We start from the raw sequence: 26,861 nt of genomic DNA, 5'->3' as shown, positions 1-26,861 counted from the left end.
AGTCACTTGGTGGTTGCTAAACGTAGCCCCTGGGTCTGACAACGCGTCCGGGGTTCAGGAAAACGAAGGGGAACTGGGCGAAGTTCCCATGCTTGTGGGCAACGGGGTTGTCCCCTACGTCAGTCGATGTCGTACAGGTCCCGGTACGAAGGGAAGACCCCGCCCGGACCCTCCACACCCCGGGCCGCGAGGACCGCGCGGACGATTGCCCGGGTCACCACGTCTGCGCCCGCCGCCAGTACCTCGTTGAGGGCGAGCGGACTGGCCTCGTCGAGCGGTACGGCGCCCGTGGCCAGGGCGAAGACCGTGTCCCCGTCGTTGAGGAGATGGACCGGGCGTACGGCGCGCGCGATGCCGTCGTGTGCCGTGCCCGCGAGCTTCTGCGCCTGTGCGCGGGTGAGAACGGCGTCGGTGGCGACCACGGCGAGGGTGGTGTTGAGCGGGGGAGGGGCGTTCTTCTCGCGTGCCTCGGTGAGGCGGAGCTGGGCCGCCGCGTGCACGTCGGGGGAGGGACAGGCGACGTGGCCCGCGAAGTACGACCCGTACAGCGCACCCGTCAGCGGATCCACCGCCGAGCCGGCGGCGTTGGCCACGACCAGCGCGGCAACGGTGATCCCGGAGTCCAGGACCGCGCTCGCCGTGCCGACCCCGCCCTTGAACTGCCCGACCACGGCACCGGTGCCCGCGCCGACGCCACCCTCCTCGACCGGCGCGCCCTCGTCCGTACGGGCTGCCGCCTCGACCGCGGCCCGTCCCGTCGCGGCGTCCGGTCTGGCCCGCCAGTCGCCGCCTCGGCCCAGGTCGAACACGCAGGCCGCGGGGACGACCGGCACCACCTGCGAGGGGTCGGGGCCGACGCGGACGCCGCGGCGCTGCTCCTCCAGCCACGCCATCACACCGGCGGCCGATTCGAGGCCGTACGCGCTGCCGCCGGTCAGGACGACCGCTTCGACGCGCTGGACGAGATTGCGGGGGTCGAGGGCGTCGGTCTCGCGGGTGCCGGGGCCGCCGCCCCGTACATCCACGGCGGCGATCGCGCCGCCCGTTGGGGCGAGGACGACGGTGGTGCCGCTGAGCGCGCGCTCGCCGGGCACGCGCGCGTGGCCGACGCGGAGCCCGGCCACATCCGTCAGCCCACCTGCCGGGCCGTTCGTCGGCCCGTCCGCCGGGCCATCTGTCGGTGTGTCATGTGCTGCCATGAGGACCATGCGTACCACGGGACTTGGCGTAACGCCCGGGGGCGGGACGGTCCCGCCCGTGGCGTCGGTCACGCCGCGGCCGCCGTCCGGGCGGTGAGCGTGACGCCGGCCGCGACCGCCGCCGCCGCCACGAAACCGGCGGCCAGGACCGCCCAGTCGCCCGCGAACGTACAGGCGAGGATCGCCGCCGCGGTGACGGGAAGGATCAGCTGCTGCGCGGCGCCCTCCTTGAAGTAACGCGCGTGCAGGGCCCACACCAGCAGCATGAACACGGCGGACGGGACGGTGACGGCAGCCGACGCGGCGATGGTGGAGATATGCGCCGTGCCCACGGCCTGCTCGACCGCCACCTCGATGCCCGCGCCGATCGCCGCGGCCGACGCGAAGATCCCGTAGTGGCCGTAACCCCACAGGAATCCCTCCTTGCTGGAAGTGAGACGGTCATGGGCCGGAACGACGAAGTAGATCCACCAGGCGGCGAAGACGATGAGGAGTCCGCCCCCGGCGATCGGCAGCAGATCGCCCAGCGCCTCGTTCTCGTCGACGCCGGACTTCACCGCGACGGTGGCCGCGGCGATCGTCTCGCCGAGCACGATGATGGTGAACAGGCCGTAGCGCTCGGCGATGTGGTGCGGGTGCCAGTTGGTGTGGAAGTCCTTCTCGGCGTACGCCGGCACGCACATCTCGGCGATCGCCATCACCAGGAAGACCCAGCCCCGGGCGGATTCGGGCACGAACAGCAGGGCGCTCCAGCCGATCTGGCAGAGGATCACGCCGCCCGCGTACCGCAGGGCCATGGTCCGCTCGGCGCCCGAAGCGGACCGCGCGGCCCTCAGCCACTGCGAGGTCAGCGCGATGCGCATCACGATGTAGCCCAGCCAGACGACCAGGAAGTCGTGGTCCTCGAAGGCGCGCGTGACTCCGGCGGCGAGGATCAGGACTCCGGCGATCTGCACGAGGGTGACCACGCGGTAGAGGGCGTCGTCGTTGTCGTACGCCGACGAGAACCAGGTGAAGTTCATCCACGCCCACCAGACGGCGAAGAACACCATCACGTAACTGAGAACGCCGTCCCCCACGTGGTCCTCGGCGAGAGCATGCACCAGCTGCACACCGGCCTGGGCGATCGCGACGACGAAACAGAGGTCGAAGAACAGCTCAAGAGGCGTGGCGGCCCGGTGTTCCTCGTCACGCCGCCTGGCGACGAGCGGCCGCAGGGGGCTCGACGGGTTCGACGACGTCGGTGGCCGGTCGGCGCCGGGCGTGTGAGTCATGCGCCAAGCACAGCAGAGGGTGAGCGAGTGACCCCGGAGACGCGCGAAGAACCGGGACGGGCCGCGCGGGACCGCCAGGGCGCTTCGCCCACGGTCGGGCGGGACCGCCGGATCGCCTCGACCGCGCCGACGGACCCCGCCCGCCGCCGTACCCTGGACGTATGAGCACCGCCCCCGCCCCCGGACCGCGTGATGCGGAGCAGCCGCGGCAGCAGTCCCCACGACCGCAGCTGATCTTCGACGATCCGCTGGACCAGCAATCCTCGGACGATACGGACCGTGGGTGGGGCGAGCGGCCGCTCGCGGGTGGCGACAGTGCGGCCGATCTGGCGCGCTTCCTGGACGAGAAGCCGCCCCACCACATCTGAGCTTTCGCTACTGCTGGTCCTGCTCTGAACTGCGCTGGGCCACGACGGCGTCCCGGATCTCCTTCAGAACTTCGAGCTCGGTCAGCTCGACCACTTCCTTCGCGCCTTCCTTGGCCGCGTCCCGGGCGGCCCGCCTGGCCAGGTACTTCGACATGGGCAGCACCATCAGGAAGTAGACAACGGCCGCTGTGATCACGAAGGTCAGCGTGGCGCTGAGCACCGAGCCCCAAAGGATCTTGATGCCGTCGACCTCGCCGTTCACCACCTTGCAGCTGCCCTTCAGGCAGTAGGTGTACGCATCCAGCTCCTGCGTGCCGAACGCTCCGACCACCGGGTTGATCACGCCCTTCACCACAGAGTTCACGATCTGGGTGAACGCCGCGCCGATGACGACGGCGACGGCCAGGTCGATCACATTGCCGCGCATCAGGAAGGTTTTGAAGCCCTCCAGGACGCTGACCTTCATCTCGCTCACCGCTGAGCCTCTCTTCGCGCGTGCAGGTCATGGAGCCAAACGTTCCGCAACCTACGGCACGACGTGACCGTGCTGTCCGGCAGGTCAGCACACCGTCACCGCCAGCCTCGATGTCGTGCTCGCGCCCGCCAGCGCAGCCGCGGTGGCGCGCGGAACGGTCAGTACCACCAGCGCGCCGCCGTCCCCGGCAGCCTCCGAAACCCGGGGAACGTCGGTCACCCGGGCCCCCGATGCCACCACCCGCGCCTCAGACGCTTCACCCGCAGGGGAGTTGGCGGCGGCGATCACATCGACCCGGTCTCCCGGGCGCAGCAGCCGCACGGTCGCGGCATCGGCGATACGCACCGGAGCCGACACCATCTCGACGGCGGGCCGTGGTTCACGCTGAGCGGCCGCCGGCGCACCGGCCCCCGGACTGTCCGGCTTGTCCGGCCCCAGAGCGTCCGCACCACGCGCGCCCGAAGCGGCAAGTGCCGCCGCCGTCATGGCGAGCCCGGCCGCCAGCGCACGCCGTCGTCGCCGCATCGCCCGCCGCAGCCGGTGAGCCCCACCGCGCACCCGCAGCGGCGCGAACGGCGGCACACCGACAGGCTCCGGAGCCGAGGAAGGCGGGAGACCCGAAGAAGGGGCCGAAGAAGGAGGAAGGGAGGACGGAGGAACGGACGCGGGAGGGAGAAACGACATGACACGCACCGCCTGCAGTGAGAAGGGAGTTGGACCGACCGCTCCTCACGATCCACCGTCCGCCCGAATCCCGCAGACGCCTGTGGACAACCCCGGCGCTGTGGACAACTCCCTCACCCGAGCGTGGTCTACGGCAGCTGTATCCCCGGATCGAGGCCGTCCAGCGCACGCATGCACAGACAGTTCCGCTCCCCGTCCACCGGCAGCCCCGCCACCGCGTCGAAGAGCACCGTCCGCAGCCGCTCCACATTGGCGGCGAAGACCTTCAGCACCTCCCCGTGGGAGACGCCCTCGCCCGACTCGGCCCCCGCGTCCAGGTCCGTCACCAGGGTCATCGACGTGTAGCAGAGCGCCAGTTCACGGGCGAGCACCGCCTCCGGGTGCCCGGTCATGCCGACCACCGACCAGCCCATCGACCGGTACCACAGCGATTCGGCCCGGGTGGAGAAGCGCGGCCCCTCGACCACCACCAGCGCCCCGCCGTCCACCGGCTCCCAGTCCTGCCCGCGCGCCGCGGCCAGCGCGGCCTTGCGCCCCTCGGGGCAGTACGGGTCGGCAGTCGACACATGCACCACGTTGGGCATGGACCCGTCCGGCAGCGGATAGCCGTCGTAGAAGGTCTGCACGCGCGCCTGCGTACGGTCCACGAACTGGTCCGGTACGAGCAGCGTCCCCGGCCCGTACTCCGGCCGCAGTCCGCCGACCGCGCACGGCCCGAGCACCTGTCGTACGCCGACCGAGCGCAGCGCCCACAGGTTGGCGCGGTAGTTGATGCGGTTCGGCGGCAGATGGTGGCCGCGTCCGTGCCGGGGAAGGAAGACGACCTTCCGCCCCGCGATCTCCCCGAAGAACAAGGAGTCGCTGGGGCTGCCGTACGGAGTGTCCACCTGGACCTCCGTCACGTCCTCCAGGAAGGAGTAGAACCCCGAGCCGCCAATGACACCGATCTCCGCGGAAGGGGTGCCGGAGAGTTCGCTCGCGTTGGTCGCCATGGCCGCCACATTATCCGTACGCGAAAACGCGGGGCACGCCGCCCGGGGAAGCGGCCGCACACGCCGAGGACCCCGCCGTACACAACGGCAGGGTCCTGGGAAAGCGGGCGTCAGGCGGCGGAGCTGCCGCTGGTGCTCGACGAGGAAGAGGCGGAGCCCGAGGACGAGCCGGAGCCGTTCGTCGACGGGGAAGCCGCGGGCTTCGAGTCGGACGACTTCGCACCCGTGGAAGGCGTCGACGCGCCCGACGACGCGGGCGAGCTGCTCGACGACGAGCCACGGCTGTCGTTGCGGTAGAAGCCGGATCCCTTGAAGACAATGCCGACTGCCGAGAACACCTTCTTCAGGCGTCCCTCGCAGTTGGGGCATACGGTCAGGGCATCATCGGTGAACTTCTGCACCGCCTCGAGGCCCTCGCCGCATTCGGTGCACTGGTACTGGTAGGTCGGCACTGTGTCTTCCTCCTGGCACTCTCACTCAATGAGTGCTAACGACGGTCCATAGTGACGTATTCCGCTGGATCAGTCCACCGTCACCGGCACTCGGTGACCCATCCCACGCGCCGCGATCCGCCCGGGGGCCCTCGGTGAGAGCCGCGAGCGAAGGGCCAGGAGGGTGACCAGAGCCAGTGCGGTGCCCACCAGCGGGACCACGAATGCGGCGCTCGCGCCGTGCTCGTCGGCCAGCTGTCCGGCCACCGTCACGGCCGCCGCCTGACCGAGCGCGACGGCGCCCGTCAGCCAGGTGAAGGCCTCGGTACGGGCCGATGCGGGCACCAGCGACTCGACCAGGGTGTAGCCGCCGATCAGGGCCGGAGCGATGCAGAGGCCGACCAGCAGCCCGAGCCCGGCCAGCAGTGCCACGGAGTGCACGGCCCACAGCGCGGATGCGGCCAGCGTCAGCCCGGCGTAACCGAGCACCATCCGGCGCCGCGGCCCGCTCTTCCAGGCGATCGCGCCGCACGCGATGCCCGCGAGCATGTTGCCGGCCGCGAAGATCCCGTAGAGCAGCCCGTTGGCCCCGGGGTTGCCGATCTCCTCGGAGAAGGCGGTCAGCGCGACCTGCATTCCGCCGAAGACCGAGCCGATGCCGAGGAAGGCCACGGCCAGGACGCGTACGCCGGGGATGGACAGGGCGGACGCGTGCTCCACGCGCGCGTGCCCCGCGGCACGGCTCGGCTGGGGCTGCGTACCGCTCTGGGCCGCGAAGAACAGACCGCCGGCGAGCGTCAGCATCGCCTCCGCGATCAGTCCGCCGGCCGGGTGCACACCCGTGCTGAGCGCGGTCGCCAGCACCGGTCCGACGACGAAGGTGAACTCGTCCGTCACGGACTCGAAGGCGGCCGCGGTCGTCATCAGCGGCGAGCCCTCTAGCTTGGCGGCCCAGCGGGCCCGCACCATCGGGCCGATCTGGGGTACGGAGGCACCCGTCGGAACAGCTGCCGCGAACAGAGCCCACAGGGGAGCGCCCGACAGTGCGAGCGCGGTGAGCGCGGAGACGGAAGCGGTGTGCAGCAGGACGCCGGGCACCAGGACCGCCCGCTGCCCGAAGCGGTCCGCGAGCTTGCCGCTCTGCGGTGCGAACAGCGCCATGGAGACGCCGGTGACGGCAGCCACCACGCCGGCACTGCCGTACGAGCCGGTGGTGTGCTGCACCAGCAGGACGATGCCGATGGTCAGCATCGCGAAGGGCTGGCGTGCCAGAAAGCCGGGGAGCAGGAATGTCCAGGCGCCGGGGGTGCGCAGAAGCTGCCCGTATCCAGGACGGTTCTTGACCGTGGATGCCACGGTCCGTGCCTTTCTGCCGCCTGGTAGCGCTCCTGAAGTACGCGTCGTACTTGTGGTACGAGACGCACCCGAGCCGCCGAGAGCTGTCCTCTTGCGCTGAACTGCGGTAGATACCGGGGCCGCTGCGAGGGCTCCGCGGCCGCCATACGGTCGCGCCAGCTCTGCGTCAGGCAGAGTTGGTCGATCAGTGTGCCTTCATCGTACAGGGGATCTCGGGATCGTTCCTGGGAAATGGCTCACATTCTCGAAGGTCCGCCTGCGATTAACCGGGTCTTCCCTCGGTGTTTCCGCCCGTCCCCAGCCAGTCGGCCAGTTTTCCGCCCTGTCCGACCGCCCGCAGCCGCCGCTCGGCCGCGTCCCGTACCGGATCGGTCGCCACCACCAGCAGCTCGTCGCCCCGCCGCAGCACGGTGGACGGCAGCGGTACGAAGCTCTTCCCGTCCCGTACGACCAGGGTGACCGCCGCCCCGGCGGGCAGCCGCAGCTCCGCGACCTCCACGCCGTGCATGCGCGACTCCTCCGGGATGGCCACGGACAGCAGATGCCCGCGCAGCCGCTCCAGGGGTGCGGACTCGATGCCCAGGTCGGAGGCGTCGTCCGAGCGGCCGAGACCCAGCGCCTGCGCCAGCCACGGCAGCGTCGGTCCCTGGACCAGGGTGTAGACGACGACCAGGACGAAGACGATGTTGAAGATCCGTTCGCTGCCTTCGATGCCGGCCACCGTCGGGATGGTCGCGAGAATAATCGGCACGGCTCCGCGCAGCCCCGCCCAGGACATCAGGACCTGCTCGCGCCATGGAATACGGAAGGGCAGCAGGCTGACGAAGACCTCCAGCGGCCGCGCGATCATGGTCAGCACGAGGCCCACGACCACCGCGGTCCAGAAGTCCTCGGTCAGTTCGTGCGGGGTCACCAGCAGGCCGAGCAGGACGAACATGCCGATCTGGGCGATCCAGCCGAGGCCCTCCGCGAAACCGCGGTTCGCGGGCGCGTGCGGCAGCCGGGAGTTCCCGAGCACCACGGCGGCGAGATAGACGGCGAGGAAGCCACTGCCGTGTGCCATGGCGCCGGCGGCGTACGCCACCACCGCGATCGCCATCACGGCGATCGGGTAGAGACCCGACGCGGGCAGCGCCACATGCCGCAGCCCGAAGGCGCCCAGCCAGCCCGCCGCAAGTCCGATGCTCGCGCCGATCGCCAGCTCCAGCGCGATCTTGCCGACCAGGACATACCAGTCGTCGATCGGTCCGGCCGTGGAGAAGGCCACCACCAGGATGACCACAGGGGCGTCGTTGAAGCCCGACTCGGCCTCCAGCACACCGGTTACCCGGGACGGCAACGGCACCTTGCGCAGTACGGAGAAGACAGCCGCCGCATCAGTCGATGACACGACCGCACCGATGATCAGCGCCTGCCGCCAGTCGAGCCCGACCAGATAGTGCGCTCCCGCGGCTGTGACGCCCACGCTCACCGCGACGCCGACGGTCGACAGCACGACCGCCGCGGGCAACGCGGGTTTGATCTCCTTCCACTTGGTGCCCAGGCCACCCTCGGCCAGGATCACCACAAGCGCGGCATAGCCGATCACCTGCGTCAGTCGGGCGTCGTCGAACTTGACGTCGAAGATGCCGTCCTGCCCGATGGCGATCCCGATCCCGAGATACAGGAGCAGGCTGGGGAGCCCGCTGCGGGAGGAGATGCGGACCGCCGCCACGGCGATGAGCAGGACCAGCGAGCAGATGAGCAGGAGTTCGTTGAGCTGGTGGACAGTCAGTGGCCGATCCTTCCCCTCGCGCGTACATGCCGGATCGTTCCACCGGCGGGCGACACTTCGTTACCTTACCTAATCTTTAACGTTTCCTTTACTTGGGAGATCGTTTGTTCGGGGGCCGGGTGCTGCCTTTCGGATACCGCGTCCGGGCACGTCGGACGCTGCGCCTATGGTTGCTCCAGCACTCCAGGACCAGACTGCGCCTCGAAGGACAGCGATGCCCGCCAACACAACCGCCTCTTCCCCCAAGAAGAAGAAGGGGCGACGCGCCCGCCTGCTCGTGATCGTCCTGGTGCTGGCGCTTGTCGCGGGTGTCGGATACGGCACGTGGTGGAGCATCAGTACGGTGCGCGCCTCGTTCCCGCAGACCACGGGGACCATCAAGCTCGAAGGGCTCAAGGGCCAGGTCGAGGTCAAGCGCGACAACTACGGAATCCCGCAGATCTACGCGGACAGCGACGAAGACCTGTTCCGCGCCCAGGGGTTCGTCCAGGCGCAGGACCGCTTCTGGGAGATGGACGTACGCCGTCATATGACGGCCGGCCGGCTCTCCGAGATGTTCGGTTCCGGCCAGGTCGAGACCGATTCCTTTCTGCGCACGCTCGGCTGGCGCCGGGTGGCGCAGCAGGAGTACGACACCAAGCTCTCGCCGGCCACCAAGAAGTACCTCCAGGCATACGCGGACGGCGTCAACGCCTATCTCAAGGGTCGCGAAGGCAGGGACCTTTCCGTCGAGTACGCGGCGCTGGAGTTCGAGAACGACTACAAGCCCGAGAAGTGGACGCCCGTCGACTCGGTGGCCTGGCTCAAGGCGATGGCCTGGGACCTGCGCGGCAACATGCAGGAGGAGATCGACCGCTCGCTGCTGACCAGCAGGCTGAGCGAGAAGCAGATCAAGGATCTGTATCCGGCCTATCCGTACGACAGGAACAAGCCGATCGTCGCCGAGGGCGGGGTCAATCCCGTCACCGGCAAGTTCGACCCGGATGCCAAGCCGTCGGACATTTCGGGCAACAGCGGCAGCAGCCGCGGCGGCAACAGCAACAGCGCGCAGGGCGCCGCGCAGGGCCTCAACTCCCAGCTGGCCGCGCTCTCCGAGACCCTGGACACGATCCCGGCCCTGCTGGGTCCCAGCGGCAACGGCATCGGCTCCAACTCCTGGGTCGTCTCCGGCCGGTACACGACGACCAACAAGCCGATGCTGGCCAACGACCCGCACCTCGCGCCGCAGCTGCCCTCCCTCTGGTACCAGATGGGCCTGCACTGCCGCAGCGTCTCGGCCTCCTGCCAGTACGACGTCGCCGGCTACACCTTCTCGGGCATGCCGGGCGTGATCATCGGTCACAACCAGGACATCGCCTGGGGCTTCACCAACCTCGGCGCGGACGTCACCGACCTCTACCTGGAGAAGCTCACCGGCGACAGCTACCAGGTGGGCAGCGAGGAGAGGCGGCTGACCACCCGCGAGGAGGTCATCAAGGTCGCGGGCGGCTCCGACAGGAAGATCACGGTCCGCTCCACCGAGCACGGCCCGCTGGTCTCCGACCGCAGCGACGAGCTGGAGAACGTCGGCCAGAAGGCCCCCGTCTCCAACTCCGCCCCGGACCGCGGTGCAGGCTACGGGGTGGCGCTGCAGTGGACCGCCCTGCAGGCCGGCAGGTCCATGGACGCAGTCTTCGCGCTCAACCGCGCCAAGGACTTCGCCACCTTCCGCGCGGCGGCCAAGAACTTCGAGGTCCCCTCGCAGAACCTCGTCTACGCCGACGCCAAGGGCCAAATCGGCTACCAGGCGCCGGGCAAGATCCCGGTCCGCGCGGAGGGCGACGGCACGACGCCCGCGCCCGGCTGGAACCCCAAGTACAAGTGGAAGGGCTACATCCCCTTCGACGAGCTGCCGTACGAACTGGACCCGGAGCGCGGCTACATCGTCGCCGCAAACCAGGCCGTGACCGACGCGAAGAAGTATCCGCATCTGATCACCAAGGACTACGGCTACGGCACCCGCAGCCAGCGGATCAACGACCTCATCGAGTTGAAGATCCAGGGCGGCGGGAAGATCTCGACCGAAGACATGCGCACCATGCAGATGGACAACAGCAGCGAGATCGCCAAGCTGCTGACCCCCTACCTGCTGAAGATCGACATCTCGGACCCTTACGTCCGTGAGGCGCAGAAGCTGCTGGAGGGCTGGCGCTACACCCAGGACCCGGACTCCGGTGCCGCCGCGTACTTCAACGTGGTCTGGCGCAATGTCCTCAAGCTCGCCTTCGGCAACAAGCTGCCCAAGGAGCTGCGGGTCGAGGACGAGTGCCTCAATGTCCGCCCCGCCGACAGCACGGCCCCGGACGACGAGCTCACCAAGCGGGTGCGCGAGTGCGGCCAGCGCGACACCGATTCGGCGCAGCCGGACGGCGGCGACCGCTGGTTCGAGGTCGTGCGCAGGATCCTCAAGGACGAGAAGAACGAGTGGTGGCACTCCCCGGCCAGCCGTACGGACGCCGCCACCGTCACCCGTGACCAGCTGCTGGCCCGGGCCATGGAGGACGCCCGCTGGGAGCTGACTGCCGAGCTCGGCAAGGACGCCACCAGCTGGAGCTGGGGCAGGCTGCACCAGCTGACGCTGAAGAACCAGACACTCGGCACCGAGGGTCCCGGCTTCCTGCAGTTCGTGCTCAACCGCGGTCCGTGGAATCTGAGCGGCGGCGAGGGGGCGGTCAACGCCACCGGCTGGAACGCGGCGGGCGACTACAGCGTGATCTGGGTGCCCTCGATGCGGATGGTCGTCAACGTCGGCGACTGGGACAAGTCCCGCTGGATCAATCTGACCGGCGCGTCCGGACACGCGTACAGCGCGCACTACACCGACCAGACCGACAAGTGGGCCGACGGCGAGCTCCTCGACTGGGCCTACGGCGCGGAGGCGGTCCAGGCCAGGACCGTCGACACCCTCAAGCTCACTCCCTGACGCTCACTGACCGGGGCGCTTGACGTCCCGGTCCTTGAAGCGGATGACGGCCTCGGGTGTGACCACCGCGTGCACGGGGTGGTCGTGCGGCTCCTCAGGGACCCGTGCGACCACCTCGTTCGCGTACAGCAGTACCACCAGCGCCGGGTCGGCGCCGGCTGCCGAGAGCCGGGCGAGGACCCGGTCGTACGAGCCGCCGCCGCGGCCGAGCCGCATACCGCGGGCGTCCACCGCGAGCCCGGGAAGGAGCACGGCATCCGCGTCGAGCACGGCGTCCACGCCGAGCCGCTCCCCGTCCGGCTCCAGCAGTCCGCGCCCCGCGCGCACCAGATGCTCCGCGCCCTCGTACACTCCCCAGTCCAGATCGTTGTCCGCCCTGAGGACCGGGAGCAGGACGCGTACGCCCCGCGCGCGCAGCGCGTCGAGCAGCGTGCGCGTGCCGGGCTCGCGCCCGACGGAGACATATGCGGCGACGGTATGTGCTTCGGCCAATTCCGGGAGATCCAGGGCCAGTCGCGCGAGAACCGCGGCGGCCCGCTCGACGTCCTCACTGGACAGAAGGCTCCGGGCGTCCAGGAGTTCACGCCTTACCGCACTCTTTCCGGACAAGTCACCGCTCATCGGCACTTCACAAACCTCTCGTATACGCCTTTATGAGAAGGAAGTTAACCGGAGGCTCATCTTCAGCCCATAGTCACCGGATAGGGTGATCCTCATGACTCAGTCGCACCCCAGGATCAGCAAGGCTGTCATCCCAGCCGCAGGCCTCGGCACCCGGTTCCTGCCTGCCACGAAGGCCACTCCCAAAGAGATGCTGCCTGTCGTCGACAAGCCTGCGATCCAGTACGTCGTCGAGGAGGCGGTCTCGGCCGGTCTCTCCGACGTGCTCATGATCACGGGCCGCAACAAGCGCCCGCTCGAGGACCACTTCGACCGTAATTACGAGCTGGAGGAGGCGCTCAAGAGCAAGGGCGACGCCGGCCGGCTCGCCAAGGTCCAGGAGTCGAGCGACCTCGCCACCATGCACTATGTCCGCCAGGGCGATCCGCGCGGCCTCGGCCACGCCGTCCTGTGCGCCGAACCGCATGTCGGCGACCAGCCCTTCGCGGTCCTCCTCGGCGACGACCTGATCGACCCGCGCGATCCGCTGCTCGCTCGCATGGTCGAGATCCAGGAGCGTGAGGGCGGCAGCGTCATCGCGCTGATGGAGGTCGACCCCGCGATGATCCACATGTACGGCTGCGCGGCCGTCGAGCCGACCGCCGAGGGTGACGTCGTCAAGGTCACCGAGCTGGTCGAGAAGCCCGCCGCGTCCGAGGCGCCGAGCAATCTCGCCATCATCGGCCGCTATGTCCTCGACCCCGCCGTCTTCGGCATACTCCGGGAGACCGAGCCGGGCCGCGGCAACGAGATCCAGCTCACCGACGCCCTGGAGAAGCTCGTCGAGGACGAGAAGGTCGGCGGCCCGGTGCACGGCGTGATCTTCAAGGGCCGCCGCTACGACACCGGCGATCGCGGTGACTATCTGCGCGCGATTGTCCGACTCGCGTGCGAACGTGAAGACCTGGGCCCGGAGTTCCGGACCTGGCTTCGCAGTTATGTGACCGAGGAGATGTAACACCGTGAGCAGCACGATCTGGTCGGTGGACGACCACCTGGAGGACATCCTCGGCGCGATCCGGCCGCTCGACCCGATCGAGCTTCAGCTGCCGGACGCCCAGGGCTGCGTCCTGGTGGAGGACGTCACCGTGCCGGTCGCGCTGCCGCCCTTCGACAACAGCTCCATGGACGGCTACGCGGTCCGCACCGCCGATGTCGCGGGCGCGAGCGAGGAGTTCCCCGCGGTCCTCACGGTGATCGGCGATGTGGCGGCAGGCGGCGGCCCACTGCCCACCGTCGGGCCCGGCGAGGCCGCCCGGATCATGACCGGTGCCCCGCTGCCGCCCGGCGCCGAGACGGTCGTCCCGGTCGAATGGACCGACGGCGGTACGGGCGGGGGAGCGGCCACCACGATGCGCCCGGCGGGGGAGGCCCCCGAGGGCGCGAGCGGTGAGGTCCGTGTCCACCGTCCGGCCGAGGCCGGTGCCCATGTCCGCTCGCGCGGCAGCGACGTCCAGGCGGGTGATCTGGCTCTGGAGGCGGGCACCGTCCTGGGTCCGCCGCAGATCGGCCTGCTCGCCGCGATCGGCCGCGGCACCGTGCGGGTGCGGCCCCGCCCGCGCGTGGTCGTGCTCTCCACCGGCAGCGAACTGGTCCAGCCGGGTGAGAAGTTGGGCGAGGGCCAGATCTACGACTCGAACAGCTTCGCCCTGTGCGCCGCCGCACGCGACGCGGGCGCCCTCTCCTACCGGGTCGGCGCGGTCACCGACGACGCGGAGACGCTGCGCGCCACGATCGAGGATCAGCTGATCCGCGCCGATCTGCTGGTCACCACGGGCGGCGTGAGCGTCGGTGCGTACGACGTGGTGAAGGAAGCACTCTCCTCGGTGGGCGACGAGGACGTGCCGGGCAGCGGCGTCGACTTCCGCAAGCTCGCCATGCAGCCCGGCAAGCCGCAGGGCTTCGGTTCGATCGGTCCCGAGCACACCCCGCTGCTTGCGCTGCCGGGCAATCCCGTCTCCTCGTACGTCTCCTTCGAGCTGTTCGTACGACCCGCGATCCGGGCGCTGATGGGCCTCAAGGACGTGCAGCGCCCGAAGGCGCGTGCCGTACTGAAGGCCGACAAGGCGCTCACCTCGCCCGACGGCAAGCGGCAGTTCCTGCGGGGCAGGTACGACGCCGAGTCGGGCACGGTCTCCCCGGTCGGCGGTTCCGGCTCCCATCTGATCGCGGCCCTCGCCCATGCCGACTGCCTGATCGTCGTTCCGGAAGCGGACACGTCGGTGGAGCCCGGCGCGGATGTGGAAGTGGTCCTCATCGGCTGACCTGCCTACGGTGGCGGTACCGTGTCTGCCCACACAGGCCCCGCAGGGCCCTGACCGGGAGCGCCGCACCGAAATGAGTACGCAAGGCAGGCTGACGCACATCGACGAGGCGGGGGCGGCCCGTATGGTCGACGTCTCCGGAAAGGACGTCACCGCGCGCACCGCCCGCGCCAGTGGCCGGGTTCTGGTCTCACCGCAGGTGGTGGAGCTGCTGCGGGGTGAGGGCGTCCCCAAGGGAGATGCCCTGGCCACGGCCCGTATCGCGGGCATCATGGGCGCCAAGCGCACCCCCGATCTGATCCCGCTCTGCCATCCGCTGGCAGTCTCCGGCGTCACGCTGGATCTGTCGGTCGCCGACGACGCGGTGGAGATCACCGCCACGGTGAAGACGACCGACCGTACGGGTGTCGAGATGGAGGCGCTGACGGCGGTCTCGGTCGCCGCGCTGACCGTCGTCGACATGGTCAAGGCAGTCGACAAGGGCGCGGTGATCACCGATGTCCGGGTCGAGGAGAAGACGGGCGGCAAGTCCGGCGACTGGAGCCGGCCATGAGCCCGCGTGCCGGAGAGGTCTACAGCCACAGCCACGGCCCGGAAGCGGGGGCGGAATCGGGGGCGGTCCGGCGTGCCCTGGTCGTCACCGCGTCCAACCGCGCCGCGGCCGGAGTGTACGAGGACAAGGGCGGCCCGGTCCTCGCCGAGGGGCTGACGAAACTGGGCTTCGCGGTCGACGGCCCCCGGGTCGTCCCCGACGGTGACCCGGTCGAGCAGGCCCTGCGCGAGGGGGTGGCCGCCGCGTACGACGTCATCCTCACCACCGGCGGCACCGGCATCTCGCCGACCGACGAGACTCCCGAGGTCACCCGCCGTGTTCTCGACCACGAGATCCCCGGCATCCCCGAGGCGATCCGCGCGTACGGACGCGAGAAGGTGCCCACCGCGGCGCTGTCCCGCGGGCTCGCCGGGGTCGCCGGTCACACCCTGATCGTCAACCTGCCGGGGTCCACCGGCGGGGTACGTGACGGTATGGCCGTACTGGAGCCGCTGCTGATCCACGCCGTCGACCAGATCCGCGGCGGGGACCACCCCAGACCTGCCGGGAGCTCAAGCTGAACGCCCTCTCGTGGCCGGTGATCCTGGCGGACGGCGATGTGGTCCTCCGCCCCATAAAGCTGCGTGACCAGCGGAGCTGGCGCGAGGTCAACCGGCGCAACCGCGACTGGCTCAGGCCCTGGGAGGCGACGATTCCGCCGCCCGCCCCCGGCGCCCCGCACGCCCAGCGCCCCACCTACCGGCAGATGGTCCGTCATCTGCGCACCGAGGCGAACGCGGGGCGGATGCTGCCCTTCGTCATCGAGTACCAGGGCCATCTGGTGGGCCAGTTGACGGTCGCCGGGATCACCTGGGGCTCGATGTGCTCGGGCCATGTCGGCTACTGGGTGGACCGGGACGTGGCCGGCCGCGGGGTGATGCCGACCGCTGTCGCGCTCGCCGTCGACCACTGTTTCCGTTCGGTGGGACTGCACCGCATGGAAGTCTGCATTCGGCCCGAGAACGGCCCCAGCCGACGGGTGGTGGAGAAACTCGGATTCCGCGAAGAGGGGCTGCGCCCGCGGTATCTCCACATCGACGGTGCGTGGCGGGACCATCTGGTGTTCGCGCTGACGGCCGACGAGGTGCCCGAAGGACTGCTCCGCCGCTGGCACCAGGCACGGCCCGGAAGGCCACGGGAAATAAAATAAACGTTCGAAATTGATCGCTGCCGACCATGATGTGATCTGAACAATCGCAAAAAAAGTCCGTGATATCAGCCAGATCGTGCGACACACCGGGCCAATTGGCGGATGCCCTTGCGTAAACCCCTCTACGGTGTGATGCGTGAGCAGCAGCGGCCTCATCTACGCAGTCATCGTCGGGGCCTGGGCCGCCTACTTGGTGCCGATGTGGCTCCGCAGGCAGGACGAGCTCAACGAAGCCCGTCCGACGGAACGCTTCTCCACCGCCATCCGGCTGCTGTCCGGACGCGGTGCGATGGAGCGCCGATACGCCAGGGAGCTGCGGGAGCGCGACGCGGAGCAGGCCGTTCCCGACGTGGACCCGGATGCCCCCACGGACCGTTTGAGTTCCGTGGACGTCCGGGCCTTCGCCGCGCCCCCGGCCCGTACCGAAGCCCGGATGGACGTCCCGGCGTCCCGCAAGGCGCCCGAGCAGGCGGCCAAGGTCCCGGCCCCCGCCCCGCGGCGTCCGCGCCCGAACGGCTCCGCGGCCGAGCGCGCCCGCCGCACCAGGGTTCTGGCCCGCCGCAGACGGACGACCGTCGTCCTCTTCCTCGCCTTCACGCTCGGCGCGATCGTCGCGGCGGTCGGCGGGCTCGGCTTCCTGTGGGCCCCGGCAGCCCCGGCCGTCCTCCTGAGCGCATACATCGTGCATCTGCGCAACCAGGAGCGGCGCCGCTTCGTGTTCACCATGGACCGGCGCCGGGCCGAGGCCGCGGCGCAGCGGCTGCGTGAGAACCGTCCGCGCCGGCACCAGGCCGCGGCTGCGTCTGCCGCCGAGCCGGACGAGGAGCCCGAAGCCGGCCCCGAGCCCGCGTCCGCCGCCGCGCTCTCGCCGCAGGAGGCGGGCCGGCGTGCGCTCGTCGAGCAGACGGACCACGCGGAGTGGGTCGACCAGCAGCGCGAGCGCGGTCCGGCCCGCGGCGACAGCTGGGAGCCGGTCCCGGTCCCCCTGCCGACGTATGTCACCGCGCCGGTGGCCCCGCGGGCCACGAGCGGCGTCGACGTCAGCGATCCGGAGACCTGGAGCGCGGCCCGCTCCTCGACGGCCGAGCCGACCCCGGCGCCGCCCGCGGAGACGGCAGAGCCGTCGCGCGGTCGGCGTACACCGCAGCCCAGGCGTTCGCGGGAGCGCGGCCGCACCCCGCTGTTCGACCAGTACGCGGACGAGGACCGGCCCCGCGCCGCCAACGAGTGAGCCTGTGACCGGCGCGTTTCCGGCGCGGGAACGGATTTCCAAGCACCCCGAGGGGGATGCTAGAGTTTCACTCGTTGCAAGGGCCTGTGGCGCAGTCTGGTAGCGCACCTCGTTCGCATCGAGGGGGTCTGGGGTTCAAATCCCCACAGGTCCACAACAACTGACGAAGTCCCGTCCGGTCATCACGACCGGGCGGGACTTCGTCGTTTTGCGCATGCCGTTCCGACCGGCCGGGCTTTTAATGCTGAATGTCCGATTCCGGTTCCTGTCGGGAGAGACGCATGTCGATGGTCGAGCCACCCCCGCAGGCCTCCCGTGCGCCCGAACCCGTGCCCCGTAAAGGGCTGCTGCGCAGGCTCGGTGAATGGTGCGCCCGCCGCTGCGTCATCGTCATCGTCATCTGGCTGGTCGCCCTTGCCGGTCTTCAGGTGCTGCATCGCACATATGGCGGCGAGTACTCCGACAACTTCTCGCTGTCCGACGTGCAGTCGACGGAGGGGCTCGACGTACTGAAGGAGCACGAGCCGTCCGCGGGCGGCTACAGCAGCCAGATCGTGCTGAACGACACCGCCAAGCCGCTCACCGACCTCAGCTCGCAGGTGTCGACGGTGGTCGCGAATCTGCAGAAGCTGCCGGATGTGATCTCGGTGCAGAATCCGCTGCCTCCCCCCGGATCCACTCCACCGGCGCAGCCGTCCGGACAGGACGTCGGCCCGCTCTCCTCGGACGGCAAGACCGCGTACATCACCATCACCTTCGACAAGCAGCCCTCCCTCCTGGAGGACTCGTATCTCGACGGGGTGGACACGGCCGTCCAGCCGCTGCGGTCCGCCGGAGTGGATGTGGAGTACGGCGGTGCACTGGGTGAGCTTGCCCGTCCCGAGGCCGACGACCGGGTCAGTGAGCTGATCGGTTTCGCGGTGGCGATCGTGGTGCTGCTGATCGGCTTCGGCAGTGTGATCGCGGCCGGATTGCCGCTGCTGACCGCGCTGATCAGCGTGATCTGCGGGCTCGCCGTCCTCGGGCTGATCGCCGCCGCCTTCACCTTCGCCACGGTCTCGCCGACGCTGGCCACCATGATCGGTCTCGGCGTGGGCATCGACTACGCGCTGTTCCTGATCACCCGGCACCGGCAGAACCTCATCGATCGCGCCGACCCGGTGAGCGGAGCCGGCCGGGCGGTGGCCACCAGCGGCCGGGCGGTGCTCGTCTCCGGCTGCACGGTCATCATCGCCCTGTGCGGCCTCTGGGTCTCCGGGATCAGTTTCATCGGCAAACTCGGCGTGGCCGCCGCCGTCACCGTGGTCACGGCGGTCATCGGCGCGCTCACGCTGGTGCCCGCGATGCTGGGGCTGGTCGGCAGGCAGATCGACAAGTACCACGTGCGAAAGCCGATCGCGGAGACGGACGCGGAGCCCGGCGCCGAGGCGCACGGAACCTGGCACCGGTACGCGATGCGTGTCGAGCGCCGCCCGTGGTGGTTCCTGACCGGCGGGGTGGTGGTCCTGGCCGTGCTGGCCATTCCACTCTTCTCCATCCAGCTCGGCCATATCGGGGACGGCGCGGACCCGAAGTCCTTCACGGACCGGCGTGCCTTCGATCTGATGTCCAGCGCGTTCGGGCCCGGATCCAACGGCCCGTTGACCCTTGTCATCGACCAGACCTCGGTGCCGTCGGCCGACCGGGCGGCGCTCTCCTCGCAGGCCCAGAAGGCGCTCACCAATGTGCCGGGGGCCGCTGTGATCACTACGCTGAAGCCGACCCAGGACGGCGATGTCCTGGTCGCGACCGCGTACTCGAAGCAGGCGCCGCAGGACGAGGACACCACGCAGCTGGTGAACCGGCTGGTGGACACCACCCTGCCGGACGCCGTATCGGGCACCGCCGCGAAGGGCTATGTCACGGGCACGACGGCCGCGCAGGTCGACTTCCTGGACATCGTCTCCGAGCGGCTGCCCCTGATCATCCTGGTCGTGGTCGGCCTCGCCTTCATCATCATCCTGATCGTCTTCCGCGGAGTGCTGGTCGCGGTCAAGGCGGCCGTGCTCAACGTCCTTTCCATCGCGGCCTCGTACGGAGTCGTGGTCGCCGTCTTCCAGTGGGGCTGGGGCGGCCCGGCGCTGGGGGTGTCGGGGGACGTGCCGATCGAGAGCTATGTGCCGATGATGATGTTCGCGATCGTCTTCGGTCTGAGCATGGACTACGAGATCTTCCTGCTCTCCCGCGTCCGTGAGGCATGGCTGCGCACGGGCGACTCCAAGGCGAGCGTCGCGCACGCGCTGGAGATCACCGCGCGGGTCATCACCTGCGCCGCGCTGATCATGGTCAGCGTCTTCGCCGCCTTCCTCATCAGCGACAACATCGTGGTGAAGATGCTGGGCCTGGGCCTCGCGGTGAGTGTGCTGATCGACGCGACGGTGGTGCGGCTGCTCCTGGTCCCGGCGGTGATGACGCTGCTCGGGCCGGCGGCGTGGTGGATGCCGCGGTGGCTGGACCGGATCCTGCCGCATGTGGACGCGGAGGGCGAACACGAGGAGCAGGCGGCCGCGGCGGGCGCCCGGACCGGCGGGAGCTGAGCGCCCCCGCCGGCCGTCCGATCAGGAGACCTGCGCCTTGTCGTACACCGACTTGGCGTCATTGCCGAAGTACGGGCCGAACATCCGGTTCGGCAGGAAGACGTAGCCAAAGCTGTTCACCGAAGCCTGCAGACCGGTGCCGGTGGTCTCGCTGAACGAGGTGAACCAGGGGCCACCGCTGGAGCCGCCCGTCATGTTGCAGCCCAGGCTGTGGTCCTGGGAGAAGAGGAAGTCCTTGGAGGAGTTCCCGCTGCAGTAGATGAGCTTGGTGCCGTCGTACGGAGAGGCCGCGGGGAAGCCGAAGGCGTACATCGGCTTGTTGTAGCCGCCGTTGAAGCTCAGGCCCTGCCCGCCGACGGTCGCGGCGAGCGTCTTGCCGCCGAGCGGGGCGACGACCGCGGCGCCGACGTCGTAGTTGATGTCCTCACTCGCCACCCACTGGGTGGTCGAGAAGGTCTTGGTGGCGGACCACTGCCCGTACGGGGCCTGGCCGTTGTTGTAGCCGGGCACGAAGACCCAGTTGGTGTGCCAGCTGCCCTGGTACTTCACGCAATGGCCCGCGGTGATCACCGTGCTGCTGTTCTGGCTGGTGACCGAGTCGCCGGAGCAGGAGGCCGTACGTCCCTGGAAGGTGAAGAACACCCGGCCGGAGGTTTTGACCACCGCGCCGCCGCCCGTCCAGGGGCCGCCCGCCTGTGGAAAGGCCATGGGCCCTACGGCAGTTGAGGATGCCGCGGTCGGGGCGACGAGCGTCTCCTTGCCGCCCGGCTTCGGTGCCTTGACGGAGCCGGGGGTGACCCGGAGCACATCGAGCGGGGTGGCGCTGCGCATCCGTTCAGCGGTCCAGTAGCCCTTCGTGTGCTGCTGCTTGAAGACCGTCGGGGTGGGGGAGGGGGCCGGGGCGGCGCTTGCGGCGGTGGCCGACAGTGCGCCGGCGAGCAGGGTGCCGACGGCCAACAGGATTCCTGCGGCGGTGCGATGGCGTCTCACGCATGTCTCCTTCTGCCGTGCCCGCGCGTGGTGTCGCGCGGGCAGGGTGGGGGATGAGGCGGTGCGGATCGGCTTGCACGTGCGTGAGGCAGAGTGCCACGGGAATCTTGGTTATGTCAGGGGCGCGACAAGAGCTTGGCGAAGCAGCGGCTGTCCTCGAACTCGCGGTAGTGGCCGAATTTCCGCGCACAGAGCTCATAACCGCTGGACAGGTAGAGGGCGATCGCCTCGGGCTGCTTCGCGCCGGTCTCCAGAACCATCCGGGTCCGGCCGGCCGCGCGGGCGTCGTCCTCCAGGGCCGCGAGGATGCGACGGGCGAGACCCTGGCCGCGCGCCTCGCGTATCACGTACATGCGCTTGAGCTCGGCGTCTCCGTCGCTGTAGCCCTCGTCGTTCTCCTCGTGCGAACGCCAGCCGCCGGAGGCGACCGGGTGACCGTCGTCGTACACGAGGAGGTAGAGACCGTTCGGCGGCTCGAACATCGACGCGTCGAGCGGCGTGACATCGCCGTCGTCGCTGTAGCGCTCGGCGTATTCGAGCTGCACCTGGTCATTGAGCTTGACGGCATCGGGGTGGTCGAAGGGCATGGGTCTCACATCCATGCCCACGAGCGTACGTGTAGGCCACACCGGGATGCCGCGGTGGTCGCTCGGTAGGGTGCCGGGATGCTCACCGTGACTAGCGTGAATGTGAACGGGCTGCGCGCCGCCGCCAAGAAGGGCTTTGTTCCGTGGCTGGCCGGCACCGCCGCCGACGTCATCTGCCTCCAGGAGGTACGGGCCGAGGCGCACCAGCTCCCGGACGAGGTCCGCGAGCCCGACGGCTGGCACACGGTGCACGCCCCCGCCCTGGCGAAGGGCCGCGCGGGCGTCTCCCTCTACACGCGGCGCGAACCCGACCGGGTGCGGATCGGCTTCGGGTCGAGCGAGTTCGACGCGAGCGGGCGGTACGTCGAGGCGGACCTGCCCGGTGTCACGGTCGCGAGCCTGTATCTGCCGTCGGGCGACGTGGGCACGGACAAGCAGGACGAGAAGATGCGGTTCATGGGCGAGTTCCTGCCGTATCTGCGCGAGCTCAAGGCGAAGTCCGCGGCGGACGGGCGCGAGGTGGTGGTGTGCGGCGACTGGAACATCGCGCACCGCGAGGCGGACCTCAAGAACTGGAAGGGCAACAGGAAGAACTCCGGCTTCCTGCCCGAGGAGCGGGAGTGGCTCGGCCAGGTCTTCGAGGAGTACGTGGATGTGATGCGGGCGCTGCACCCGGAGGCGGAGGGGCCGTACTCGTGGTGGTCGTACCGCGGGCGGGCTTTCGACAACGACAGCGGATGGCGCATCGACTACCAGGTCGCGACGGCGGGTCTGGCGCGGCGCGCGGTGAAGGCGTGGGTGGAGCGGGCCGCGACGCACGGGGAGCGGTGGAGCGACCATGCGCCGGTGACGGCGGTCTACGACCTCAAGTGAAGCCCCACGCGCGAAAGGCGCACCCGGCGTCCCGGGTGCGCCTCGTCTCCGCCCTCGCACAGCGCAGCGTCAGGCGTCGTAGTCCAGGTTGAACCTGTCCTGCGCTTCCAGCATGGCTTCGTCATCGGACTTGTTCTGCTCACGGCCCGGCTTCCGCGCCTTCGAAGCCCGCTCCGGCGCCTCGTCCCGCGCGCCGCTCCCGGCCTGCTCCGCCTGCTCCGCCCGCTCCTTGAGCTGCTGAGCCTTGTACGCGAACTGGTCCCTGATGCCCATGTGTTTCACTCCTAGCGGGGTGTGGGGATGTGGGCCTCGACCAGACTGGCATGCGCCGACATACCGCGCATTTTGATCAATTACGCTCCGTGCGCGCCGCCTCGTCCGCCGCGCCGCCCGCCCCGACAAGCCCCTTCGGGACCCCCTCGAGTCGCGGCGCGAAACGCCGCATCTCCCGCTGTCCCACGATCCCGATGAGCGACGGCAGATACCCCCGCACCGACTGCATCCCGCGCAGCCACCACTGCCCGTACACATGCGAGGACCGCCGTTCGATCCCGGCCACGAGGCGGTCCACCGCCGGGCCGAGGGGATACGTCTTGTTCGACGGCCACGGCAGCCGCTGCCGCAGCTCCCGCATCACGTCGTCCTGGTCCGCGCCCCGCACCAGATCCGTATCGGTCCAGGACAGGTAGCCGACACCGACCCCCACGCCCCGGTAGCCGACCTCCGCCCGCAGGCTGTGCGCGAAGGCTTCGACGCCCGACTTGGACGCGCAGTACGCCGTCATCATCGGCGCCGGGGTGATCGCGGCCAGCGACGCGATCTGCAGGAAGTACCCCCGGCTCTCCACCAGGACCGGCAGGAACGCCCGCCCGGTCACCGCGCTGCCGATCAGGTTGACCTCGATCACCCGGCGCCACGACACCGGATCCGAGTCCATGAAGGGACCGCCCGACGCGACGCCCGCGTTCGCGACGACGATGTCGACCTTGCCGAAGCGCTCCTTGACCTCCTGTGCGACCCGCGCCATCGCCTCGTGGTCGGTGACGTCCGCGTACCAGTGGTCGCTCTCGGTGTGCAGCCGCTCCGAGACCTTCTTCAGCTCGTCGGGCTCCAGGCCCACGAGCGCCACCTTCGCGCCGCGCGCCGACAGTTTGCGGGCCAGCAGCTCGCCCACGCCTCGTGCCGCGCCGGTGACGACCGCGACCTGTCCCTCCAGGCTGGTCCTGCTCATGCGGCCTCCTCCTTCGCGTTCAGATACGTGTCCGCCAGTTCGCGGATCTTCGCGGTGACTGCCTCGGGGGCCTCCACCGGTGTCATATGGCCCATCCCGGCGAGCTCCACGAGCTCCAGGCACCGGGGCAGGGCGTCGGCGATTCGCCGGGCGTGCACCAGGGGCGTGAGCCGGTCGGCCGTGCCCGCCACCACGATCGTGGGCACCCTCAACTCCCGTACCCCCGTGTCGAGATCGACTTCCGCGAGCACACGTGCCCAGGCCACCCGGGACGCCCTCGGGCAGGCGTGCACGATACGGGCGCACTCCGCGACCCGTTCCGGCGCCGAACCGGGGCCCATCGTCGCGTACTTGAGGATCCGTTTGGAGACCGGCGTCACCGGCCCGAGCGGCGCCCGTGACCCGAGCACCGCACGGGTGATCCGGCTCCGCAGCCGTCCGGCGCGCATCGGCAGCACCAGCGACTCGTCGATCAGCCGCGAACTGCCCGTGCTGCACAGCAGTACCGCGGCCGCGTGCTCGGCGAAGGCGGCCCGCCCGGACGCGGCCATGAGTGTCATCCCGCCCATGGAGTGCCCGGCGAGCACGGCCTTCTCGCCCGGAGCCAGTACCGCCCCGAGCACGGCCACCAGGTCGTCGGCGAGTACGCCGGTACCGGCGCCGGCGGCCGTGGTGCGCCCGTGACCGCGCTGGTCGTAGACGACGACGCGGTGATCGGTGGCCAACTCCCGTATCTGGGCGGCCCAGAACTCCGTCGAGCAGGTCCAGCCGTGCGCCAGCACGACGGCGGGCGCAGCTTCGGGGCCGTGTACCTCGACATGGACCGGCGATCCGTCCGCGGAGACGGCGGTCAGTGTCCGGCTCATGACGGCCCGGCTCATGACGCGACGTCCACGGATTCGGCGGCCGCGGCGGACTTGGCGAGCACCCGTACGACCTCGTACTCCGTCAGATCCACTCGCCGCGTCTCCCGCCGGAACTCGCCCGTCGTCCCCGGCCACAGCGTGGTGTTACGTCCGTTCGCGTCCAGGTACCAGCTGTTGCAGCCGCCGGACTTCCACACCGTCCGCTCCATCCGCTCCTGCACCCGCCGGTTCCACGCGCCCACCGCGGACGGCCGGGCCGCCAGCGCCGCGCGCCCGCCGAGCACCGTGAGCTGGCGCATGTAGTCGGCCATGTAGTTGAGCTGCGACTCGATCATCAGGATCATCGAGGAGTTCCCGAGGCCCGTGTTGGCGCCGATGATCGTCATCCAGTTGGGGAAACCGGCGGCGGTGGCGCCGCGCAGCGACTGCATCCCGTCCTTCCAGGACTCGGCCAGCGTGATCCCGTCGGCGCCGACCACCCGCTCGGCGATCGGCAGGTCGGTCACATGGAATCCCGTACCGAAGATGATCGCGTCGACCTCTGTCTCCGTATCGTCGGCCGCGACAACCGTCGATCCGCGTACCTCGCTCAGCCCCGAGGCGACGACGTCCACGTTGGGCTGCGCGAGCGCCGGGTAGTAGTCGCTCGACAGCAGGATCCGCTTGCAGCCGATGCGGTACGAGGGCGTCAACCGGGCCCGCAGCGCAGGGTCCTTGATGGACTTGGCGATATTGGCCTTGGCGAGCGACTCGATGAGCCCGAGCTCGTTCGGCCGCTTGGTGAAGGCGCTGACCTGCAGCTCCCTGATTCCCCACAGCAGCCCGCGGCGCGCGCTCCCGGTGAAGGGCAGCTGCCGGTGCAGCCAGCGCTCGGCCCCGGTGATCTTCCGGTCCATCCGCGGCAGCACCCACGGCGGCGTCCGCTGGAACAGCGTCAGTTTCGCGGCCTGCGGCTGGATCGCGGGCACGATCTGGATCGCGGACGCCCCGGTCCCGATCATCGCGACGCGCTTGCCGCGCAGGTCGTAGTCGTGGTCCCAGCGGGAGGAGTGGAAGACCTTGCCGGGGAAGTCGGCCAGACCCGGAATCTCGGGCGTCTTCGGGTCGGAGAGCGGCCCGGTCGCCGAGACGACCACGTCGGCGGTCATCGTCCCCTTGGAGGTCTCGATCTCCCAGCGCAGCTCGTCGCCGTCCCAGCGCATCATCAGCACCTCGTGGTCGAGGCGGATGTGGGAGCGCAGCCGGAAGGTGTCGGCGACACGCTCCAGGTACGCGCGGATGTGCTCCTGCCCGGAGAAGGTGCGCGGCCAGTCGGGGTTGGGCGCGAAGGAGAAGGAGTAGAGGTGCGAGGGCACGTCGCAGGCGCACCCGGGATAGCTGTTGTCGCGCCAGGTCCCGCCGACCGAGCCCGCCCGTTCCAGGACGACGAAGTCGGTGATCCCTTCGCGGCGCAGCCGGACCGCGGCCCCCAGGCCACCGAATCCGGATCCGATCACCGCCACCCGTACGTGCTCGCGCTGGCCCATGCCGCCGCCTCCCGCTGAAGGTCACCACCCTGCCAGCAATCACTGGCACAGTTGGGAGGGTAAGGCAGCGGCATATCTCGCGGTAGGGGTGGGACCCGACAAGTTACCGGCGGTACAACATAGGCTTCCCCTGTGGCTGACGTACGCGAGTACCGCATGGAGGAGCTGGCCAAGGAGGCCGGCATCACGGTGCGCACGTTGCGCTTCTACCGCGAACGGGGGCTGATACAGCCGCCCCGCCGCGAGGGCCGCATCGCCTGGTACGACGAGCACCACCTCGCCAGGCTCCGTACGATCGCGGCGCTGCTGGAGCGCGGCCACACGCTGAACGGCATCGCGGACCTGGCCACGGCGTTCGAGAGCGGCCGGGACGTCGGCGAGGTGCTCGGCCTGGGCGAGCCGACCGAGGAGACCCCGGTCCGGCTCAGCCCGGAGGAACTGGCCGACTACTTCGAGGGCGAGGTCACTCCCGAGAACCTGGCCGCCGCGCTGGACCTCGGCTATCTGGCGACCGACGGCGACGCGGTCGTCCACATCAGCCGCCGTCTGCTGGATGTCTCGGCAGCGCTGGTGCGCGAGGGAGTTCCGCTCGCGGCGGTCCTGGACGCGGCCCGCCGGGTCCGCTCCCACGCGGACGCGCTGGCGGACCTGTTCGTCGAGGTGCTGAGCGCCCATACGCCGGAGGGCGAGGTGGAGAGACTGCGCCCGCTGGCGAAGAGCGTGGTCGAGGCGGAACTGTCGATGGCGCTGGACCGGCGACTGCGTAGGTGAGCCGGTGGCGCCCCTCAAGCCCGCGCCTC

General features: G+C 69.9%; 27 protein-coding genes and 1 tRNA gene. 13 read left to right on the top strand and 15 right to left on the bottom strand.

Annotation, left to right across the window (positions count from 1 at the left end; translation table 11 throughout):
- Positions 1-119: 119 nt before the first annotated feature.
- Together OG741_RS17280 and OG741_RS17275 are read right to left on the bottom strand one after the other, a co-directional pair.
- Positions 120-1,199 (bottom strand): P1 family peptidase, encoded by a 1,080-nt coding sequence (locus OG741_RS17280; protein WP_405598817.1) that lies wholly within the window; start codon positions 1,197-1,199, stop codon positions 120-122.
- 68 nt (positions 1,200-1,267) lie between these two features.
- Positions 1,268-2,473: a low temperature requirement protein A gene (locus OG741_RS17275; protein ID WP_405598815.1), complete on the bottom strand. Its 1,206-nt coding sequence runs from the start codon at positions 2,471-2,473 to the stop codon at positions 1,268-1,270.
- 27 nt (positions 2,474-2,500) lie between these two features.
- Here OG741_RS17275 and OG741_RS17270 point away from each other — a divergent pair, with 27 nt between their 5' ends.
- Positions 2,501-2,638 (top strand): hypothetical protein, encoded by a 138-nt coding sequence (locus OG741_RS17270; protein ID WP_405598813.1) that lies wholly within the window; start codon positions 2,501-2,503, stop codon positions 2,636-2,638.
- Complete coding sequence (locus OG741_RS17265) at positions 2,635-2,841, top strand: hypothetical protein (protein WP_361903074.1); 207 nt, start codon at positions 2,635-2,637, stop codon at positions 2,839-2,841. The genes OG741_RS17270 and OG741_RS17265 overlap by 4 nt, the downstream gene beginning before the upstream one ends.
- 7 nt (positions 2,842-2,848) lie before the next feature.
- Here OG741_RS17265 and OG741_RS17260 read toward each other — a convergent pair whose 3' ends face one another.
- From OG741_RS17260 to OG741_RS17235, 6 genes are all read right to left on the bottom strand, one after another.
- Positions 2,849-3,316, bottom strand: coding sequence for an MscL family protein (locus tag OG741_RS17260; RefSeq protein ID WP_405598811.1), 468 nt, complete (start codon positions 3,314-3,316; stop codon positions 2,849-2,851).
- 84 nt (positions 3,317-3,400) lie between these two features.
- Entirely contained in the window at positions 3,401-3,898 is a 498-nt protein-coding gene (locus OG741_RS17255; RefSeq protein ID WP_405598808.1) for a hypothetical protein, read from the bottom strand.
- Positions 3,899-4,128: 230 nt separating this feature from the next.
- Positions 4,129-4,992, bottom strand: a complete 864-nt coding sequence (locus tag OG741_RS17250) for an S-methyl-5'-thioadenosine phosphorylase (RefSeq protein WP_389371788.1) — start codon at positions 4,990-4,992, stop codon at positions 4,129-4,131.
- Between the two features lie 110 nt (positions 4,993-5,102).
- Entirely contained in the window at positions 5,103-5,444 is a 342-nt protein-coding gene (locus OG741_RS17245; RefSeq protein WP_328676878.1) for an FmdB family zinc ribbon protein, read from the bottom strand.
- Between the two features lie 69 nt (positions 5,445-5,513).
- Entirely contained in the window at positions 5,514-6,779 is a 1,266-nt protein-coding gene (locus OG741_RS17240; RefSeq protein WP_405598805.1) for an MFS transporter, read from the bottom strand.
- A 262-nt stretch (positions 6,780-7,041) separates the two neighbouring features.
- Positions 7,042-8,553, bottom strand: a complete 1,512-nt coding sequence (locus tag OG741_RS17235) for a potassium/proton antiporter (protein ID WP_405605619.1) — start codon at positions 8,551-8,553, stop codon at positions 7,042-7,044.
- A 214-nt stretch (positions 8,554-8,767) separates the two neighbouring features.
- Here OG741_RS17235 and OG741_RS17230 point away from each other — a divergent pair, with 214 nt between their 5' ends.
- Positions 8,768-11,515: a penicillin acylase family protein gene (locus tag OG741_RS17230; RefSeq protein ID WP_405598803.1), complete on the top strand. Its 2,748-nt coding sequence runs from the start codon at positions 8,768-8,770 to the stop codon at positions 11,513-11,515.
- Between the two features lie 3 nt (positions 11,516-11,518).
- Here OG741_RS17230 and OG741_RS17225 read toward each other — a convergent pair whose 3' ends face one another.
- Positions 11,519-12,136, bottom strand: coding sequence for a 5-formyltetrahydrofolate cyclo-ligase (locus tag OG741_RS17225; protein WP_405598801.1), 618 nt, complete (start codon positions 12,134-12,136; stop codon positions 11,519-11,521).
- A gap of 94 nt (positions 12,137-12,230) precedes the next feature.
- Here OG741_RS17225 and galU point away from each other — a divergent pair, with 94 nt between their 5' ends.
- From galU to OG741_RS17185, 8 genes are all read left to right on the top strand, one after another.
- Entirely contained in the window at positions 12,231-13,133 is a 903-nt protein-coding gene (gene galU / locus OG741_RS17220; RefSeq protein WP_405598799.1) for a UTP--glucose-1-phosphate uridylyltransferase GalU, read from the top strand.
- Between the two features lie 4 nt (positions 13,134-13,137).
- Positions 13,138-14,439, top strand: a complete 1,302-nt coding sequence (gene glp, locus OG741_RS17215; RefSeq protein ID WP_405598797.1) for a gephyrin-like molybdotransferase Glp — start codon at positions 13,138-13,140, stop codon at positions 14,437-14,439.
- A 73-nt stretch (positions 14,440-14,512) separates the two neighbouring features.
- Positions 14,513-14,992 carry a cyclic pyranopterin monophosphate synthase MoaC gene (gene moaC / locus OG741_RS17210; protein WP_266475631.1) on the top strand — a complete coding sequence of 160 codons (480 nt, stop codon included), beginning with the start codon at positions 14,513-14,515 and terminating at the stop codon, positions 14,990-14,992.
- Complete coding sequence (locus OG741_RS17205; RefSeq protein WP_405598794.1) at positions 14,989-15,552, top strand: molybdenum cofactor biosynthesis protein B; 564 nt, start codon at positions 14,989-14,991, stop codon at positions 15,550-15,552. Before moaC ends, OG741_RS17205 begins: the two co-directional genes overlap by 4 nt.
- A 17-nt stretch (positions 15,553-15,569) precedes the next feature.
- Positions 15,570-16,181, top strand: a complete 612-nt coding sequence (locus OG741_RS17200; RefSeq protein ID WP_405598792.1) for a GNAT family N-acetyltransferase — start codon at positions 15,570-15,572, stop codon at positions 16,179-16,181.
- A 136-nt stretch (positions 16,182-16,317) separates the two neighbouring features.
- The gene (gene glpR / locus OG741_RS17195; RefSeq protein ID WP_405598790.1) at positions 16,318-17,412 is read left to right on the top strand and encodes a gephyrin-like molybdotransferase receptor GlpR; all 1,095 of its coding nucleotides are present in this window, start codon (positions 16,318-16,320) and stop codon (positions 17,410-17,412) included.
- 80 nt (positions 17,413-17,492) lie between these two features.
- Positions 17,493-17,566, top strand: a tRNA-Ala gene (locus OG741_RS17190).
- A gap of 127 nt (positions 17,567-17,693) precedes the next feature.
- Positions 17,694-19,988, top strand: a complete 2,295-nt coding sequence (locus tag OG741_RS17185) for an MMPL family transporter (RefSeq protein ID WP_405598787.1) — start codon at positions 17,694-17,696, stop codon at positions 19,986-19,988.
- Between the two features lie 21 nt (positions 19,989-20,009).
- Here OG741_RS17185 and OG741_RS17180 read toward each other — a convergent pair whose 3' ends face one another.
- Together OG741_RS17180 and OG741_RS17175 are read right to left on the bottom strand one after the other, a co-directional pair.
- Entirely contained in the window at positions 20,010-20,978 is a 969-nt protein-coding gene (locus OG741_RS17180; protein WP_405598785.1) for a trypsin-like serine peptidase, read from the bottom strand.
- Positions 20,979-21,094: 116 nt separating this feature from the next.
- Complete coding sequence (locus OG741_RS17175) at positions 21,095-21,580, bottom strand: GNAT family N-acetyltransferase (RefSeq protein WP_405598783.1); 486 nt, start codon at positions 21,578-21,580, stop codon at positions 21,095-21,097.
- A 63-nt stretch (positions 21,581-21,643) separates the two neighbouring features.
- Between OG741_RS17175 and OG741_RS17170 the strand changes: the two genes are divergently transcribed.
- On the top strand, positions 21,644-22,438 hold the full coding sequence (locus OG741_RS17170) for an exodeoxyribonuclease III (protein WP_405598781.1): 795 nt from the start codon (positions 21,644-21,646) through the stop codon (positions 22,436-22,438).
- Between the two features lie 69 nt (positions 22,439-22,507).
- On the opposite strand, the gene OG741_RS17165 is transcribed toward OG741_RS17170, so the two are convergent.
- The 4 genes from OG741_RS17165 to OG741_RS17150 form a co-directional block, all read right to left on the bottom strand.
- Complete coding sequence (locus tag OG741_RS17165) at positions 22,508-22,711, bottom strand: hypothetical protein (protein WP_405598779.1); 204 nt, start codon at positions 22,709-22,711, stop codon at positions 22,508-22,510.
- A gap of 76 nt (positions 22,712-22,787) precedes the next feature.
- Complete coding sequence (locus OG741_RS17160) at positions 22,788-23,669, bottom strand: SDR family oxidoreductase (protein ID WP_405598777.1); 882 nt, start codon at positions 23,667-23,669, stop codon at positions 22,788-22,790.
- The gene (locus tag OG741_RS17155) at positions 23,666-24,535 is read right to left on the bottom strand and encodes an alpha/beta fold hydrolase (protein ID WP_405598774.1); all 870 of its coding nucleotides are present in this window, start codon (positions 24,533-24,535) and stop codon (positions 23,666-23,668) included. Before OG741_RS17155 ends, OG741_RS17160 begins: the two co-directional genes overlap by 4 nt.
- Before the next feature lie 11 nt (positions 24,536-24,546).
- Positions 24,547-26,061 carry a flavin-containing monooxygenase gene (locus OG741_RS17150; protein WP_405598772.1) on the bottom strand — a complete coding sequence of 505 codons (1,515 nt, stop codon included), beginning with the start codon at positions 26,059-26,061 and terminating at the stop codon, positions 24,547-24,549.
- Between the two features lie 156 nt (positions 26,062-26,217).
- Between OG741_RS17150 and OG741_RS17145 the strand changes: the two genes are divergently transcribed.
- Positions 26,218-26,832 carry a MerR family transcriptional regulator gene (locus OG741_RS17145; protein ID WP_405605617.1) on the top strand — a complete coding sequence of 205 codons (615 nt, stop codon included), beginning with the start codon at positions 26,218-26,220 and terminating at the stop codon, positions 26,830-26,832.
- Positions 26,833-26,861 lie beyond the last annotated feature (29 nt).

This window comes from Streptomyces sp. NBC_01410, assembly GCF_045040195.1.
Taxonomy (GTDB): Bacteria; Actinomycetota; Actinomycetes; order Streptomycetales; family Streptomycetaceae; genus Streptomyces.
The sequence above is the reverse complement of the archived record's forward strand: the minus strand, read 5'-3'. Positions and strand labels throughout refer to the sequence as shown.

Bases quoted from the DNA above. Each gene is read 5' to 3' on its own strand.
- OG741_RS17280 (WP_405598817.1), bottom strand. From the start codon at position 1,199: ATGGCAGCACATGACACACCGACAGATGGCCCGGCGGACGGGCCGACG.
- OG741_RS17275 (WP_405598815.1), bottom strand. From the start codon at position 2,473: ATGACTCACACGCCCGGCGCCGACCGGCCACCGACGTCGTCGAACCCG.
- OG741_RS17265 (WP_361903074.1), top strand. From the start codon at position 2,635: ATGAGCACCGCCCCCGCCCCCGGACCGCGTGATGCGGAGCAGCCGCGG.
- OG741_RS17250 (WP_389371788.1), bottom strand. From the start codon at position 4,992: ATGGCGACCAACGCGAGCGAACTCTCCGGCACCCCTTCCGCGGAGATC.
- OG741_RS17230 (WP_405598803.1), top strand. From the start codon at position 8,768: ATGCCCGCCAACACAACCGCCTCTTCCCCCAAGAAGAAGAAGGGGCGA.
- OG741_RS17225 (WP_405598801.1), bottom strand. From the start codon at position 12,136: ATGAGCGGTGACTTGTCCGGAAAGAGTGCGGTAAGGCGTGAACTCCTG.
- galU (WP_405598799.1), top strand. From the start codon at position 12,231: ATGACTCAGTCGCACCCCAGGATCAGCAAGGCTGTCATCCCAGCCGCA.
- moaC (WP_266475631.1), top strand. From the start codon at position 14,513: ATGAGTACGCAAGGCAGGCTGACGCACATCGACGAGGCGGGGGCGGCC.
- OG741_RS17205 (WP_405598794.1), top strand. From the start codon at position 14,989: ATGAGCCCGCGTGCCGGAGAGGTCTACAGCCACAGCCACGGCCCGGAA.
- OG741_RS17185 (WP_405598787.1), top strand. From the start codon at position 17,694: ATGTCGATGGTCGAGCCACCCCCGCAGGCCTCCCGTGCGCCCGAACCC.
- OG741_RS17175 (WP_405598783.1), bottom strand. From the start codon at position 21,580: ATGGATGTGAGACCCATGCCCTTCGACCACCCCGATGCCGTCAAGCTC.
- OG741_RS17170 (WP_405598781.1), top strand. From the start codon at position 21,644: ATGCTCACCGTGACTAGCGTGAATGTGAACGGGCTGCGCGCCGCCGCC.
- OG741_RS17165 (WP_405598779.1), bottom strand. From the start codon at position 22,711: ATGGGCATCAGGGACCAGTTCGCGTACAAGGCTCAGCAGCTCAAGGAG.
- OG741_RS17160 (WP_405598777.1), bottom strand. From the start codon at position 23,669: ATGAGCAGGACCAGCCTGGAGGGACAGGTCGCGGTCGTCACCGGCGCG.
- OG741_RS17155 (WP_405598774.1), bottom strand. From the start codon at position 24,535: ATGAGCCGGACACTGACCGCCGTCTCCGCGGACGGATCGCCGGTCCAT.
- OG741_RS17150 (WP_405598772.1), bottom strand. From the start codon at position 26,061: ATGGGCCAGCGCGAGCACGTACGGGTGGCGGTGATCGGATCCGGATTC.
- OG741_RS17145 (WP_405605617.1), top strand. From the start codon at position 26,218: ATGGAGGAGCTGGCCAAGGAGGCCGGCATCACGGTGCGCACGTTGCGC.